Origin of the sequence: Orrella sp. JC864 (assembly GCF_037026685.1) — a bacterium.
Lineage (GTDB): Bacteria > Pseudomonadota > Gammaproteobacteria > Burkholderiales > Burkholderiaceae_B > Orrella.
Map to the genome: position 1 here is coordinate 18637 of NZ_JBANET010000029.1, position 15484 is coordinate 34120.

At 70.1% G+C, this 15484-nt stretch carries 10 protein-coding genes; 9 read left to right on the plus strand and 1 reads right to left on the minus strand.

Going from position 1 to position 15484, the window contains the following annotated elements:
* Positions 1-28: 28 nt before the first annotated feature.
* The 4 genes from apbC to dcd are packed head-to-tail and all read left to right on the plus strand — an operon-like array spanning position 29 to position 7256.
* Entirely contained in the window at positions 29-1114 is a 1086-nt protein-coding gene (apbC, locus tag V8Z80_RS19385) for an iron-sulfur cluster carrier protein ApbC (protein WP_155193804.1), read from the plus strand.
* Positions 1114-3027 (plus strand): autotransporter assembly complex protein TamA, encoded by a 1914-nt coding sequence (locus tag V8Z80_RS19390; protein ID WP_442952004.1) that lies wholly within the window; start codon positions 1114-1116, stop codon positions 3025-3027. The genes apbC and V8Z80_RS19390 overlap by 1 nt, the downstream gene beginning before the upstream one ends.
* A 56-nt stretch (positions 3028-3083) precedes the next feature.
* Positions 3084-6644 carry a translocation/assembly module TamB domain-containing protein gene (locus V8Z80_RS19395; RefSeq protein ID WP_336063163.1) on the plus strand — a complete coding sequence of 1187 codons (3561 nt, stop codon included), beginning with the start codon at positions 3084-3086 and terminating at the stop codon, positions 6642-6644.
* A gap of 48 nt (positions 6645-6692) precedes the next feature.
* Complete coding sequence (gene dcd / locus V8Z80_RS19400) at positions 6693-7256, plus strand: dCTP deaminase (RefSeq protein WP_336063159.1); 564 nt, start codon at positions 6693-6695, stop codon at positions 7254-7256.
* 46 nt (positions 7257-7302) lie between these two features.
* Here the strand turns inward: dcd and putP are convergent, their stop codons facing one another.
* Entirely contained in the window at positions 7303-8808 is a 1506-nt protein-coding gene (gene putP, locus V8Z80_RS19405; protein WP_336063160.1) for a sodium/proline symporter PutP, read from the minus strand.
* A 182-nt stretch (positions 8809-8990) separates the two neighbouring features.
* Between putP and V8Z80_RS19410 the strand changes: the two genes are divergently transcribed.
* The 5 genes from V8Z80_RS19410 to V8Z80_RS19430 all read left to right on the plus strand — a co-directional run bounded on the left by V8Z80_RS19410 (position 8991) and on the right by V8Z80_RS19430 (position 15332).
* Positions 8991-11252 carry an Orn/Lys/Arg decarboxylase N-terminal domain-containing protein gene (locus tag V8Z80_RS19410; protein ID WP_155194604.1) on the plus strand — a complete coding sequence of 754 codons (2262 nt, stop codon included), beginning with the start codon at positions 8991-8993 and terminating at the stop codon, positions 11250-11252.
* Positions 11253-11257: 5 nt separating this feature from the next.
* Positions 11258-12466 carry an NAD(P)/FAD-dependent oxidoreductase gene (locus V8Z80_RS19415; RefSeq protein WP_336063161.1) on the plus strand — a complete coding sequence of 403 codons (1209 nt, stop codon included), beginning with the start codon at positions 11258-11260 and terminating at the stop codon, positions 12464-12466.
* A gap of 74 nt (positions 12467-12540) precedes the next feature.
* Positions 12541-13527, plus strand: coding sequence for a Bug family tripartite tricarboxylate transporter substrate binding protein (locus tag V8Z80_RS19420; protein ID WP_336063162.1), 987 nt, complete (start codon positions 12541-12543; stop codon positions 13525-13527).
* Positions 13528-13804: 277 nt separating this feature from the next.
* On the plus strand, positions 13805-14419 hold the full coding sequence (locus V8Z80_RS19425) for a superoxide dismutase (protein ID WP_155194602.1): 615 nt from the start codon (positions 13805-13807) through the stop codon (positions 14417-14419).
* Between the two features lie 19 nt (positions 14420-14438).
* Positions 14439-15332, plus strand: coding sequence for a ZIP family metal transporter (locus tag V8Z80_RS19430; protein ID WP_155194601.1), 894 nt, complete (start codon positions 14439-14441; stop codon positions 15330-15332).
* The last annotated feature ends 152 nt before the right edge of the window (positions 15333-15484 follow it).

Genomic DNA, 15484 nt, shown 5'->3' on the forward strand with positions numbered 1-15484 from the left:
CGGGCCGTCCCGACGGATACATAGTGACATGAGTTTGACGCTGGAACAAATCCGCGGCGCCTTGCGCCAGGTAAGCGATGCGGAGACGGGCGCCGTGCCCGAGGCCGCCCTGAAGGACAAGGACGTGCGCATCGAGGGCGGGCGGGTATCGGTGTCGCTCGAACTGGGCTATCCGCTGGGCGAGCGCCAGGCCCCGCTGGCCGAGCGCCTGCGCCAGGCCCTGCTGGCCGCGGGCGCGGCCGACGCGCAGGTGGACCTGCGCTGGAAGGTGCATGCGCACGCGGTGCAGCGCGGTCTCAAGCCCCTGCCCAACGTGCGCAATGTGATCGCCGTGGCCTCGGGCAAGGGCGGCGTGGGCAAGAGTACCACCGCGGTCAACCTGGCGCTGGCGCTGGCTGCCGACGGCGCGCGCACAGGCGTGCTCGATGCCGATATCTACGGCCCCAGCATCCCGACCCTGCTGGGCATCCAGGGCCGCCCCGAAAGCCAGGACGGCAAGACCATGTCGCCGCTGTCGGGCCATGGCGTGCAGGCCAATTCCATAGGCTTTCTGATCGACGCCGATTCGCCCGCCATCTGGCGCGGTCCCATGGTCACGCAGGCGCTGGAGCAGCTGCTGCGCCAGACCAACTGGGACGAGCTCGACTACCTGGTCGTGGACATGCCGCCAGGCACGGGCGATGTGGCGCTGACGCTGGCGCAAAAGGTGCCGGTGGCCGGCGCGGTCATCGTCACCACGCCGCAGGACGTCGCCCTGCTCGATGCCCGCAAGGGCTTGCGCATGTTCCAGAAGGTCGAGGTGCCGGTGCTGGGCGTGATCGAAAACATGGCCATGCACCAGTGCTCGCAGTGCGGGCACGTCGAGCACATCTTCGGCGAGGGCGGCGGCGCGCGCATGGCCGAGCAGTTCGGCGTGCCGGCGCTGGGCAGCCTGCCGCTGGCCTTGTCCATCCGTGTGCAAAGCGATGCGGGCGTGCCGATCTTCGCGGCCGAGCCGCAGGGCGCGGCCGCCCAGGCCTACCGCCGGATCGCGCGCCGGCTGGCGGCGCAGGTGGCGGCGCTGCCGCGCGACGTCAGCGCCAGGTTCCCCTCCGTCGTCGTGCAGCGCGGCTGATGTGGATGCGGGCCCGTCTGCTCTTTCTCGTACTGGGCTGGGCGGCGGCGGGCGCGGCCCAGGCCAACCGTCCTGAAATCACCATCGACCCGGGCGGGGTGCCGCCGGCCGCGCTGCGGGCAATCAATACCTCCGTGGACGCCATCGCGCGGCTGGCCGAGGACCAGGACGGCGGCGAAGCCGCGCGGCTGCGCCGCCGCGCCCACGAGGCCACCCTCTCGGCCCTGGCCACGCAGGGCTATTTCGTGCCCGAGGTGACGCTGACAGTGGGCGAGGACGTGGCGGGCGAGACCTGGGACATCGCCATCGTGCCCGGCGTGCGCGCCACGGTCGATACCGTCGCGCTGCATTTCGAGGGGCGCATCGCCGAGTCCGACCAGGCCGCGCGGGTGCAGGCCCTGCGCCGCAACTGGCAGTTGCCGGCCGGCCGGGTGTTCATCAACGAAGACTGGAGCCAGGCCAAGTCCTCGCTGCTCGAGGCCGTGGGCGAGCGCGACTTCTACCTGGCGCGCATCGCCGGCTCGCGCGCCAGGGTGGACGCCGAAACCGGCAAGGTCGCGCTGGAGGTCACGATAGACAGCGGGCCGCAGGTACACCTGGGCGAGCTGGCCACCGAGGGCCTGGAGCGCGTGCCCGAGCGGCTGATCCGCCGCTATGTCAACTACACCCCGGGACGGCGCTACGCGCGCGAGGACCTGGAGCGCTGGCAGCAGGACTTGCAAACCACCGCTTTTTTCCGCGGCGCCTTCGTCTCGCTGGTGCTGGGCGAGGGGCCGCCCGGCGAGGAAAACCCCGATGGCCGCGGTGATGCGCCCGGCGCGGCCGCGCATGCCGGCCAGGTGCCCAGCGCGCCGGCGCGCACCGGCGGCACGACCGACGCCTCGGCCGCCTCCCAGGCCACGCCGCCCTTGCCGCTGAGCGCGCGGCGCGAAGTGACGCTGCCGGTGCGCGTGCGGGTATCCGAGGCCCCGCCCAGGCGCCTGTCGGTGGGCGTGGGCGTGGACGACTCGGTCGGCCCGCGCGTGGAGCTCGTCTATCGCCAGAACGTGGTGCTGGGCCAGCCCGTGACCATGGAAACCGGCGTGGGCGTGGACCGCGAGCGCCAGCGCGCCTACCTGGATTTCCATCTGCCGCCCACCGAGAAGGGCGAGCGCGATAGCGTCGGCCTGCTGGCCGAGCATTCCGACATCCAGGGCCTGGACGTGACGCGCTTTGCCGTGGGCGCGACGCGTTCGCGGCTGCGGCTGGGCGCAGGCGAGAGCCGGGTCGAGTACGAGACCCGCTTCGGCGTGCTGGCCGCCCATGACCGGGTGCGCATCGACGGGGGGGACGTCTACGACCTGCCCACGCTGACCACCACGGCCGAATGGCTGCGCCGCGACGTGGACGACAAGTACAACCCGCGCCAAGGCAATCTGCTGGCCGTGGGCGGGGGCGTGGGCCTGACGCTGGACAAGCAGCAGCCCTTCACGCGCGCCACGCTGCGCGCCCAGCAATGGTGGCCGGTGGGCGAGCGCGACGTCTTCACGGTGCGCGGCGAGGTGGGCAAGCTGTGGTCCACCACCGATACCCTGGTGCCCGACGACTTCGGCTTTCGCACGGGCGGCGCGCGCACCGTCCGCGGCTACCGCTACCTGAGCATCGGCCGCCAGCTCGAGGACGCGGTGGTCGGGGCCGACGCGCTGGCCGTGGCCAGCGCCGAATACATGCACTATTTCGACGACACCTTCGGCATGGGCGTGTTCGTGGACGCGGGCGATGCCGCCGAGTCCTTCGGCCAGATGCGCATGTCGGTGGGCTACGGCGTGGGCGCGCGGGTGCGCACGCCGGCCGGCCCGCTGTTCCTGGACCTGGCCTACGGGCAGCGCGAGCGCTCCTTGCGGCTGCATTTTTCGCTGGGGATCGCGTTTTGAAGTTCCTGCGACGCCTGCTGCGCCATATCCTGGTCTGGTGGCTGCCGGCCCTGGTCATGCTGCTGCTGTGCCTGGGCGGCTTCCTGGCCTGGGCGGTGGGCAGCCAGGCCGGCACGCGCATGCTGCTCGAGACCGTGGCCGCGCAGCTGGGCGGCCATGCCCAGGACGTGCAAGGCACGCTGTGGCGCGGCGTGCGGGTGCGCTCGCTGGTGGTGGCGCCGCCGGGCACGCGCGTGGAGCTGGATAACCTGAACCTGGCGGCCGACTGGCCGCAGCTGGGCGAGCGCCTGCTGCGCGTGCAGGACCTGTCGGCCGACCGCATCCGCGTCGAAACCGCCAGCGCGCCGCCGTCCGAGGAGCAAGACGGCGGCCCGTTTTCTTTCCCGGTGCTGCCCGTGCAGGTGGCCATCGACCGCCTGGCCGTGGGCCGCTTCGAGCTCGTCCAGGACGGCCAGCCGCTGCCGGTCGAGATCGAAGACCTGCAAGCCACGCTGGCGCTGGCCCAGACCGCGCAGCTGCGCCTGGCCAGCCTGCGCGTGGGCCATCCGATGGCGCGCACCCAGCTGCAGGGCGAGCTGCGCCTGGACGAGCTGGCCGAACCCTGGCCCATGGACGTGCAGCTGCTGGCGTCGGTGCACAGTCCCGATCCGCAGTCGCCCCTGTGCCTGGACGCCTTGCGGCCGGCGGCCGGCAAGGCCGGCACGCATGGCACGCATGGCGCGGCCCAGCCGCAGGGCTGCACCGTGCTGGTGGACGCGCAGGCCAGCGGCTCGCTGGAACGCGTGGTGCTGGACGTCAAGGGCGAGGGCGCGGGCGTGGATCTGCGGGCGCACGCCGCGCTGGCCCCGCAAGGCGTCTTTCCGCTGGAGCGGGCCGACCTGGCGCTGCGCCTGGCCGATGGCTCCTCGCTGGCGGCCGAAGTGCTCTGGGAGCGACTGGCGCAGGCCGGCCAGCCCGCGCCGGCGCAGTTGCCGGCGGCCCCGCCTGCCGGCGCCGGGCCGGCCCAGCCGGAGCCGGTGCGCGACCGGCTGCGCGGCAGCCTCAAGGCCGAGCGGCTGGACCTGGGCGGGCTGCTGGCCGGGGCCATCCCGCCGGCCGTGCTCAGCGCCACGCTCGGCTTTGACTTCGAGCTGATCGACCAGAGCCTGCCTACGCAGGGCGAGATCGACCTGGCGGTGGGCCAGGGCAGCCGCTGGAACGGTCAAGCCCTGCAGGGCACGCTCAAGGCCCGCATGCAGGCGCCGGCTTCGGCCGTGCCGGGCCAGGCCATCGACTGGATGGGCCTGCGCCTGCCGGTATTGCAGACCGACTTGCGCCTGGGGCCCAACCGCCTGCGCACCGACGGCGGCTGGGGCGAGCCCGGTTCGACGCTGGCGCTGGACGTGCTGGCGCCGCGGCTGGCGGCCTTCTGGCCGGACCTGCCGGGCGGGGCCACCCTGAAGGGGCAGGTAGGCGGCACGCCGGCGGCCCACCGCGCCAAGCTCGACGCCGTGTATACGCCGGCCAAGCCGCGCGAAGGCATCGTGGGCGAGGCGCCCGCGCGTGCCAGCCTGGCGCTTGAAGGCGGCTGGGGCCCGGGCGCCGCCAACGCCTTCCAGGCCGGGCTGACGGGCTGGCGCGGCACGCTGGCGGCGCTGCAGGCCGCGCATGCCGGTTTCGGGCTGGACTTGCGCCGTCCGCTGGCCGTGGCCTTTCTGCCCGGCGCCCAGGCGCCCCAGTGGCAGTGGCAATTGGGCGCCACCACGCTGGCGGCGGGCCTGCCGGGCCAGCGTTCCATCACGCTGGAGCATGGCGGCTCGCGCGGCGGCGCGGGCCGCTGGCAGAGCGCGGGCCGCGCCGAGAACGTGGTCGTCTCGCCCGAGCTGATCGAGGACGTGCAGCGCGCGCTGGGGCAGGAGCCGCCCCGGCAAAGCCAGCGCGGCGGCGTGCGGATGGCGCAGGAGCGCAACATCGATCGCAGCATGGCGCTGGACGCCCGCTGGGACCTGCAGTTCGCCGGCGCCCTGGCGGGCACCGCGCGCATCGAACGGCGCGGCGGCGACCTGATGATCCCCGGCCAGCCGCCGGTGCCGGTCGGGCTGCGCGAGCTGGCCGTGGACCTGCGCGCCACGCCCACCTCCGGCGGCGCCAGCCGCCTGGATGCGGTGCTGAGCGTGCTGACCGAAAGGATGGGCAATATCAACGGCAAGGTCTCGGCAATGCTGGCGACCCGCGGCGGCGTGCCGGGCCTGGACGAGCGCCAGCCGCTGCGCGCCAGCCTGGATGCGGACATCGCCGACCTGGCCTGGGTCAGCCTGTTCACCGGCGATAGCCTGGACATCGGCGGCACCCTGCGCGCCAATGTCCAGGCCGAGGGCCGGCTGGACGGCCAGTGGCAGGCCCAGGGCACGCTCAAGGGCGAGTACCTGCGCGTGGTGCGCGTGGACGACGGCGTGCGCCTGATCGACGGCACGCTGTCGGCCCGGCTGGAGAACGAGCGCTTTATCCTGGAATCGCTGCGTTTTCCCGCCTCGCTGCGCGTCACGCCGCCCGAATGGCGCACGCGCGAGTGGATCACCCAGAATCCCGATGCCCAGAACGGCGAGCTGCGCGCCAGCGGCCAATGGAACCTGCTGGAGTCGGCCGGTGCGGTGGACGTGGTGCTGCACCGCTTCCCGGTGCTGCAGCGGGTGGACCGCTACGCCATGATGAGCGGCGCCATCGCCATCAAGGCGGCCCTGCCCAGCCTGTCCATCACCGGCAAGCTGACGGCCGATGCGGGCTGGGCCAGCATCGACATGCTGGCCAGCGTGCCCACCGTGGACGACGACGTCATCGTGGTCCACGAGGGCCAGGAGATCGAAACCTCCTCGGCGCTGGACACTTCGATGGTGCTGGACATCGACCTGGGGCCGCGCTTCTACCTGACCGGCATGGGCCTGGATTCGGGCCTGGTCGGGGCGCTGCAGATCCGGCTGCGGCAGGGTCGGCTTACCGGGGAGGGCGCCTTGCGTACCCGCGGCGGGCGTTTCGAGGCCTATGGCCAGCGCCTGCACCTGCGCCGCGGCACCATCACTTTCCAGGACACCTTGGAGAACCCGCTGCTGGATATCGAGGCGCTGCGCCTGGGCGAGCAGGTCGAGGCCGGCGTGCGGGTGGCCGGCACGGCGCGCCGCCCGCGCATCGATCTGGTCTCCTATCCGGACGTGAGCGAAACCGAGAAGCTCTCGTGGCTCATCCTGGGGCGCGGCCCGGACCAGGACGGCAACGACGCCGCCTTGCTGCTGTCGGTGGGCGCGGCCCTGCTGGGCGGCGATGGCGAGCCCTTCTACCGCAAGTTCGGCCTGGACGACGTGGGCATCCGCTCGGGCGCCATGGGCAGCTCGGGCAGCCTGCTGCCCGACACCACGGTGGTGGGCAGGGTCAACCGCAACAGCAGCCAGCAGCTGGAGAACCAGTTCCTGATCGCCAGCAAGCGTTTCTCCAGCGGCATCACGCTCAGCGTCGAGCAGGCCATGTCCGGCGCCGACACGGTGGCGCGCGCCAGCTATGCGCTCTCGCGCAGGCTGTCGCTGGATCTGAAGGGCGGGGCGGTCAACGGCCTGGAGCTGGTCTACCGGACCTTCTTCCTGGACTAGGGCCTTGCGCCGATCGCTACAATAGCGCCTCTCTAGGAAACCCAGAAAATGACCATCAAAAGCGACCGCTGGATCCGCCGGGCCGCCGAGGCCGGCATGATCGAACCGTTCGAGCCCGGCCAGGTCCGGTCCCGGGACGGGGAAAAAATCGTCAGCTACGGCACCAGCAGCTACGGCTACGACGTGCGCTGCGCCGACGAATTCAAGATCTTCACCAACATCAATTCGACCATCGTCGATCCCAAGAACTTCGACGAGAAATCCTTCGTCGATTTCAAGGGCGAGGTGTGCATCATCCCGCCCAACTCCTTCGCGCTGGCGCGCACGGTCGAGTATTTCCGCATCCCGCGCAGCGTGCTGACCATCTGCCTGGGCAAGAGCACCTATGCGCGCTGCGGCATCATCGTCAACGTGACGCCGCTCGAGCCCGAATGGGAAGGCCACGTGACGCTGGAGTTCTCCAACACCACGCCGCTGCCGGCCAAGATCTACGCCGGCGAGGGCTGCGCCCAGATGCTGTTCCTGGAAAGCGACGAGATCTGCGAAACCTCTTACCGCGACCGCGGCGGCAAGTACCAGGGCCAGCAGGGCGTGACCTTGCCGCGGGCTTGATTCCGGTCCCGGGCCGCCGCCGGCGCGGCGTCTGCCCGGGGCCTGTTCAGACGTTTTCCCGCACGCCCGGCGAGCGCATCTCGGCCTGCACCTGGTCGAAAACGCCGGTGACCGAGCCGGGCGGTTCCCGGTCGGCGAGGCTGACCAGGACGATGGCCAGCGCGCCCAGGATGAAGCCCGGAATGATCTCGTACAGGCCGAACCAGGCGTAGTGGTTCCAGACCAGGACCACCACGGCGCCCACGATCATGCCGGCCAGGGCGCCATTGCGGGTCATGCGGCGCCAGACCAGCGAGAGGATGACCACCGGCCCGAACGCCGCGCCGAAGCCGGCCCAGGCGTAGCTGACCATCGACAGCACGCGGCTGTCGGGATTCCAGGCCAGCCAGATCGCCACCAGCGCCACCGCCAGCACCATGGCCCGGCCGAACCAGACCAGCTCGCGCTGGGGCGCGTCGCGGCGCACGAAGGTCTTGTAGATGTCCTGGGTCAACGAGCTGGAGCACACCAGCAGCTGGGCCGACAGCGTGCTCATCACCGCCGCCAGGATGGCGGCCAGCAGCATGCCGGCGATCCACGGGTTGAACAGGATCAGGCCCAGTTCCACGAAGACGCGCTCGGCGTTGGCGTTGACGCCGGCGGCCTGGCCCGGGTTGGCGGCGAAATAGGCGATGCCGAAGAAGCCCACCGCCACGGCGCCGGCCAGGCACAGGATCATCCAGGTCATGCTGATGCGCCGGGCGTTGGGGATGGTGCGCAGCGACTCGGCCGCCATGAAGCGCACCAGGATGTGCGGCTGGCCGAAATAGCCCAGGCCCCAGCCCAGCAGCGAGATCACGCCGATGGTGCTCATGCCGCGGAACATGTCCAGGTGCTGGGGCGATACCGAGGCCACCGCCTGGGTGCTGTCGCCCAAGCCGCCCAGCGAGTGGATCACCATCAGCGGGGCCAGCACCAGCGCCGTGAACATCAACGAGGCCTGGATGGTGTCGGTCCAGCTCACGGCCAGGAAGCCGCCGATGAAGACGTAGGCGATGGTGCAGAAGGCGCCCAGCCAGACGGCCGAGGGGTAGCTCATGCCGAACATGCTTTCGAACAGGCGCGCGCCGGCCACCACGCCCGAGGCGCAATACAGCGTGAAGAACACCAGGATGACCAGCGCCGAGACGATGCGCAGCAGGTTGCTGCGGTCCTCGAAGCGGTTGGAGAAGAAGTCGGGCAGGGTCAGGGCGTTGCCGGCATGCTCGGTGTGCACGCGCAGCCGGGCGGCGATGAAGCGCCAGTTCAGGTAGGCGCCGATGGTCAGGCCGATGGCGATCCACGAAGCGGAGATGCCCTCGGTGTAGACCGCCCCGGGCAGGCCCATGAGCAGCCAGCCGCTCATGTCCGAAGCCCCGGCGGCCAGCGCCACGACGAAGGCGCCGAGCTTGCGCCCGCCCAGTATGTAGTCGGAAAGGTCGTGGGTGGCGCGGTATCCCAGCCAGCCGATGAGCAGCATGGCAAGGATGTAGACCACGAACATGATGGTGACCGGAGCGCTGGTGATCTGCATGGAATCCTCCTCCCGAAAGCGCCTGGGGCGCTGCCCCACAGTAGAAGACGGCCGGCCGGCGCCGTCAACCGTGTCCCGGTTTCGCCCTAGAATCCGGGTTGGGCGGCATTTATGACGCCAGCACCGCCCCGCCGGGCGTTACACTCGCCTCCATTTTCTTTCCGCCGCCTGGAGCGTCGCGCATGAAATTCCGCTTCCCCATAGTGATCATCGATGAAGACTACCGCTCGGAGAACACCTCTGGCCTGGGCATCCGGGCGCTGGCGGCGGCCATCGAGGCCGAGGGCGTCGAAGTGCTGGGCGTGACCAGCTATGGCGACCTGAGCTCCTTCGCGCAGCAGCAAAGCCGCGCCAGCGCCTTCATCCTGTCCATCGACGACGAGGAGTTCGACGTCGATTCGCCCGAGGACGTGGCCAACGCCATCAAGAACCTGCGGGCCTTCATCGGCGAGCTGCGTTTTCGCAACACCGACATCCCGATCTACCTGTACGGCGAGACGCGCACGTCCGAGCACATCCCCAACGACATCCTGCGCGAGCTGCACGGCTTCATCCACATGTTCGAGGACACGCCGGAGTTCGTGGCGCGCCACATCATCCGCGAGGCCAAGAGCTACCTGGACGGGCTGGCGCCGCCCTTTTTCCGCGAGCTGGTCAAGTACGCCCAGGACGGCTCGTATTCCTGGCACTGCCCCGGGCACTCGGGCGGGGTGGCCTTCCTGAAGAGCCCGGTGGGGCAGATGTTCCACCAGTTCTTCGGCGAGAACATGCTGCGCGCCGACGTGTGCAACGCCGTGGACGAGCTGGGGCAGCTGCTGGACCACACCGGCCCGGTGGCCGAGTCGGAATTGAACGCGGCGCGCATCTTCAATGCCGACCACTGCTTTTTCGTGACCAACGGCACTTCCACGTCCAACAAGGTGGTCTGGCACGCCAACGTGGCGGCCGACGACGTGGTGGTGGTGGACCGCAACTGCCACAAGTCCATCCTGCACGCCATCACCATGACCGGCGCCATCCCGGTGTTCCTGCGGCCCACCCGCAACCACCTGGGCATCATCGGCCCCATCCCGCTGGAAGAGTTCGATCCCGAAAGCATCCGCCGCAAGATCGAGGCCAATCCCTTTGCCCGCAACGCCAAGAACAAGCGGCCGCGCATCCTGACGCTGACGCAAAGCACCTACGACGGCGTGATCTACAACGTCGAGATGATCAAGGACAAGCTGGGCACCGAGATCGACACCCTGCACTTCGACGAGGCCTGGCTGCCGCACGCGGCCTTTCACGAGTTCTACCAGAACATGCACGCCATCGGCGCCGGCCGCCCGCGCAGCGCCGAGGCCATGGTGTTCGCCACCCATTCGACCCACAAGCTGCTGGCCGGCATCTCGCAGGCCTCGCAGATCATCGTGCAAGAGTCCGAGACCCGCAAGCTGGACCGCAACGTCTTCAACGAAGCGTACCTGATGCACACCTCGACCTCGCCGCAGTACGCCATCATCGCGTCCTGCGACGTGGCCGCGGCCATGATGGAGCCGCCCGGCGGCACCGCGCTGGTCGAGGAAAGCATCCGCGAGGCCCTGGATTTCCGCCGCGCCATGCGCAAGGTCGAATCCGAGTACGGCCGCAACGACTGGTGGTTCAAGGTGTGGGGGCCGAACCGCCTGGTGCCCGACGGCATTGGCGAGCAGGAGGACTGGCGCCTGAAGGCCAACGACCACTGGCACGGTTTCGGCGAGCTGGCCGACGGCTTCAACATGCTGGACCCGATCAAGGCCACCATCATCACCCCGGGCCTGGATATTTCCGGCAGCTTCGGCGAGACGGGCATCCCGGCCGCGCTGGTGTCGCGCTACCTGGCCGAGCACGGCGTGGTGGTCGAGAAGACCGGCCTGTATTCCTTCTTCATCCTGTTCACCATCGGCATCACCAAGGGCCGCTGGAACACGCTGCTGACCGCGCTGCAGCAGTTCAAGGACGACTACGACCGCAACCAGCCCATGTGGCGCATCCTGCCCGAGTTCTGCCGCGACAACCGCCGCTACGAACGCCTGGGCCTGCGCGACCTGTGCCAGCAGATCCACGAGGCCTACCGCGAGTACGACGTGGCGCGCCTGACCACCGAGATGTATCTTTCGGACATGGTGCCGGCGCTCAAGCCCTCGGACGCCTTCGCGCGCATGGCCCACCGCGAGGTCGAGCGCGTCGAGGTGGACAACCTGGAAGGCCGCGTCACGGGCGTGCTGCTCACGCCCTATCCGCCCGGCATCCCGCTGCTGATCCCCGGCGAGCGCTTTAACAGCACCATCGTGCAGTACCTGCGCTTTGCGCGCACCTTCAATGCGCGCTTCCCGGGCTTCGAGACCTATATCCACGGCCTGGCCGGCGAGGAACTGCCCAACGGCGAGATGCGCTACTACGTCGATTGCCTGCGGGAAGATTGAGGCCGGTGGGCGGTTTCGACGTCGCGGTCATCGGGGCCGGCGCGGCCGGCATGATGTGCGCGGCCGTGGCCGGCCAGCGCGGGCGCAAGGTGGTGCTGCTGGACCACGCCGCCCGGCTGGCCGAGAAGATCCGCATCTCGGGCGGCGGGCGCTGCAATTTCACCAACCGCAGCGTGGGCCCGGCCAACTTCATTTCCGAAAACCCCGACTTCTGCCGCTCGGCGCTGGCCGGCTATACACCGCAGGATTTCATCGCGCTGGTCGGCCGCCACGGCATCGCCTGGCACGAGAAGCACCGCGGCCAGCTTTTTTGCGACGACAGCAGCGAACAGATCATCGAGATGCTGCGGCGCGAATGCCAGCAGGGGCAGGTGGCCTGGCGCATGCCCTGCGCGGTGCGCGGCATCGTGCGCCAGGCCGATGCCTACCTGCTGGACACCGACCAGGGCCCGGTGCGCGCGGCGCGGCTGGTGATCGCCACCGGCGGCATGGCCATCCCGCAGCTGGGCGCCACCGACTTCGGGCTGAAGGTGGCGCGCCAGTTCGGCCTGAAGGTGGTCGAGCCCAGGCCGGCGCTGGTGCCGTTGACCTTCGATGCGGCGGCCTGGCAGCCCTTTGCCGCCCTGGCCGGCGTGGCGCTGCAGGCGCGGGTGCGCACGGGGGCGGGCAAGCGCGGCGCCGAGTTCCTGGAGGACCTGCTGTTCACCCACCGGGGCCTGTCCGGCCCGGCCATCCTGCAGATCTCCAGCTACTGGCAGCCGGGCGAGCCCATCGGCATCGACCTGGCGCCCGAGCTGTCGCTCGAGCGCGAACTGCTGGCCGCCAAGCCGGGCGCACGCCAGCAGGTGGCCAGCGCGCTGGCGGCGCTGTGGCCGCGCCGGCTGGCCGATGCCTGGCTGCTTGCCATGCAGGAGCGGCTGCCGGCCGGCTTCGGCGCCCTGCGGCTGGCCGACGCCCCGGACCGCGCGCTGCGCCTGCTGGCCCAGGGCATCCACCAGTGGGCGCTGGTGCCCAGCGGCACGGCCGGCTACAAGAAGGCCGAGGTCATGCGCGGGGGCGTCGATACGCGCGCGCTGGACCAGAAGACCATGCAGGCGCGGGCCGTGCCGGGCCTGCATTTCATCGGCGAGACGGTCGATGTGACGGGCTGGCTGGGGGGCTACAACTTCCAATGGGCCTGGGCGTCGGGCGTGGCCTGCGGCAAGGCGGTCTAGGGCCGTTTCCGGATGCCGCGCGGGCACGGGGGGCTAGAATGCCCTGCCCATAACGACAAAACGGAGACGATTCCATGACCGCTCGCCCTTTCCATGCCGTGTTCGCCGCCGCGCTGTGCGCCGCCTCGCTGCTGGCCGCCCCGGCGGCCCAGGCCAGCCAGGACTGGCCCCGCCAGCCCATCCAGTTCATCGTGCCGTTCCCGCCCGGCGGGCCGACCGACCTGATGGCCCGGCTGATCGCCGAGCCCCTGGGCAAGAAGCTGGGCACCACCGTGGTCGTGGAAAACCGGGCCGGCGCCAGCGGCAACATCGGCTCGGCCCAGGTGGCGCGGGCCAAGCCCGACGGCTATACGCTGCTGCTGGCCGCCAGCGGCAACATGTCGGTGAACCAGGTGCTGTTCAGCAACCTGCCCTACGACCCCATCAAGGACTTCGCGCCCATCATCCAGATCTCGCGCTTTCCGCTGGTGCTGGAGGTCAAGGCCGATACGCCCGTGGACAGCGTGCAGGCGTATATCGAGCACGCCCGCGCCCATCCCGGCAAGGTCACCTTCGGCTCGGCGGGCAACGGCTCGCCGCAGCACCTGGGCGGCGAACTGTTCAAATCCGTGACCGGCGCGCCGATCGACCACGTGCCCTACAAGGGCGCCGGCCCGGCCCTGAACGATCTGATCGGCGGGCACATCTTCAGCATGTTCGACATCCTGGGCAGCTCGATGCAGCATATCCAGAACGGCTCGCTCAAGCCGCTGGCCGTCACCACGGCGCGCCGCTCGGCCCAGTTGCCCGACGTGCCCACCATGCAGGAAGCCGGCATCGCCGATTTCGACTACTACGCCTGGCACGGCATCGTGACCACGGCCGGCACGCCCGAGTCCATCGTGCAGCGCTACAACGCCGCGCTCAACGAGATCTTCCAGGACCCGGAGTTCGCCCGGCGCTGGCAGGCCATCGGCAGCGACGTGGTGGGCGGCCCGCCCGGGCAGTTCGCCGACCTGGTCGCCAGCGAGGCCGAGCGCCTGGGCGGCCTGGTGCGCTCGCTGGGCGTCAAGCTGGACTGAGCGGCCCGCCCGCCCCGTCCCGGCGGGTGCAAGCCAGGCGTGATTCACGTCCGGTTACGCTTGCCTGGGCCGCATGTGGGGGCATAGTCGCTGTCTGTCCCCAGAACTGATAAGCTGGCAGGTGACAGTCCGGGCACGCATGCGGCGGGAGCGCCCGCCGCCCAGCCGGGCGGCCTTGCGCCGCCGCGCTACCCCGACGATTGCGCTGTCCTGAAACCTGCCGCGTCCCGCCCGGGCGCGGCGGTTCGGTTTCACATCCCAAAGACAGGAGTCAACGATGGCCTACACCCTTCCCAAGCTGGCATACGCCTACGACGCGCTCGAGCCCCATATCGACGCGCAGACGATGGAGATCCACTACAGCAAGCACCACCAGACCTACATCAACAACCTGAACGCGGCTCTGGAAGGCAAGAACGTGCCCGAGCAACCGGTCGAGCAGCTGATCGGCGACCTGAACAAGCTGCCCGAGGACATCCGCGGCGCCGTGCGCAACAACGGCGGTGGCCACGCCAACCACAGCCTGTTCTGGACGGTGATGTCGCCCTCGGGCGGCGGCGCGCCCTCGGGCAAGCTGGCCGCGGCCATCGACGCCGAACTGGGCGGTTTCGAAGCCTTCAAGGAAGCCTTCACCAAGGCCGCGCTGACCCGCTTCGGCAGCGGCTGGGCCTGGCTGACCGTGGATTCGGCCGGCAAGCTCAAGGTCGAGTCCACCGGCAACCAGGACAGCCCCCTGATGGAAGGCCGCACCCCCATCCTGGGCCTGGACGTCTGGGAGCACGCCTACTACCTCAAGTACCAGAACCGCCGCCCCGAGTACATCGGCGCGTTCTACAACGTGGTGGACTGGGCCGAAGTGGCGCGCCGCTACGAAGAGGCCCTGGCCAAGTAAGTCCGCCGGGGAACGCAGCATGAACACCGACGATTCCGCACACCTGAGGTGGACCTTGCGCAGGGTAGGAATCGTCCTGCTGCTGGCGCTGGGATTGCTGGCCCTGACCAGCGAATCCTGGCGCTTTTTCAGCCAAAGCCCCGATTACGTGCTGGACGCGTTGCTGGCCGGCCTGGTCGCGGCCGCCGCGACGGCGGTGGGCACCTTGCCCGTGCTGGTGGCCCAGCAGCCTTCGCAGCGCGTGCAGGACACCATGTTCGGCTTCGGCGCGGGGGTGATGCTGGCCGCCAGCGCCTTCTCGCTGGTGGTGCCGGGCATCGACGCGGCCGGCAAGCTGGGCCACGGCCCCTGGGCCGCCGGCCTGATCGTGGGCGCCGGCTTGCTGCTGGGCGCGGGCGTGCTGCTCTGGATGGACCGCACGCTGCCGCACGAACATTTCATCAAGGGCAAGGAAGGCCAGCAGGCCAGCACGCTGCGGCGCACCTGGCTGTTCGTCTTTGCCATCGCCCTGCACAACGTGCCCGAAGGGCTGGCCATCGGCGTGGCCTTCGCCGGCAACGAGGCCAGCCGCGCCGCCGCGCTGTCGGCCGGTATCGCCATCCAGGACGTGCCCGAGGGCCTGGTCGTGGCCCTGGCCCTGCTGGCCGCCGGCTACCGCCGCTCGATGGCGGTGGGCCTGGGTATCGCCAGCGGCCTGGTCGAGCCCCTGGCCGCCGTGGTGGGGGCGGTGGTGGTGGGCCATTCGGCCGCCTTGCTCCCCTGGGGCCTGGGCTTTGCCGCCGGCGCCATGCTGTTCGTGGTCAGCCACGAGATCATTCCCGAGTCGCACCGCAAGGGGCACGAGGTGTATGCCACCGGGGGGCTGATGATCGGGTTCGTGTTGATGATGCTGCTGGATACGGCGTTGGGGTGAGCGGCGCGGGGGCGGGGCAGGTCGCTGGGACACGTTTGCTAAGACACGTCCCGTAAGACACGTCCCGTAAGACACGTCTCGTAAGACACGTCTCGTAAGACACGTCCGCCGAGGCCGGTCGGGGCGTCGGGCGATGCCGTCGCCGTGCGGCG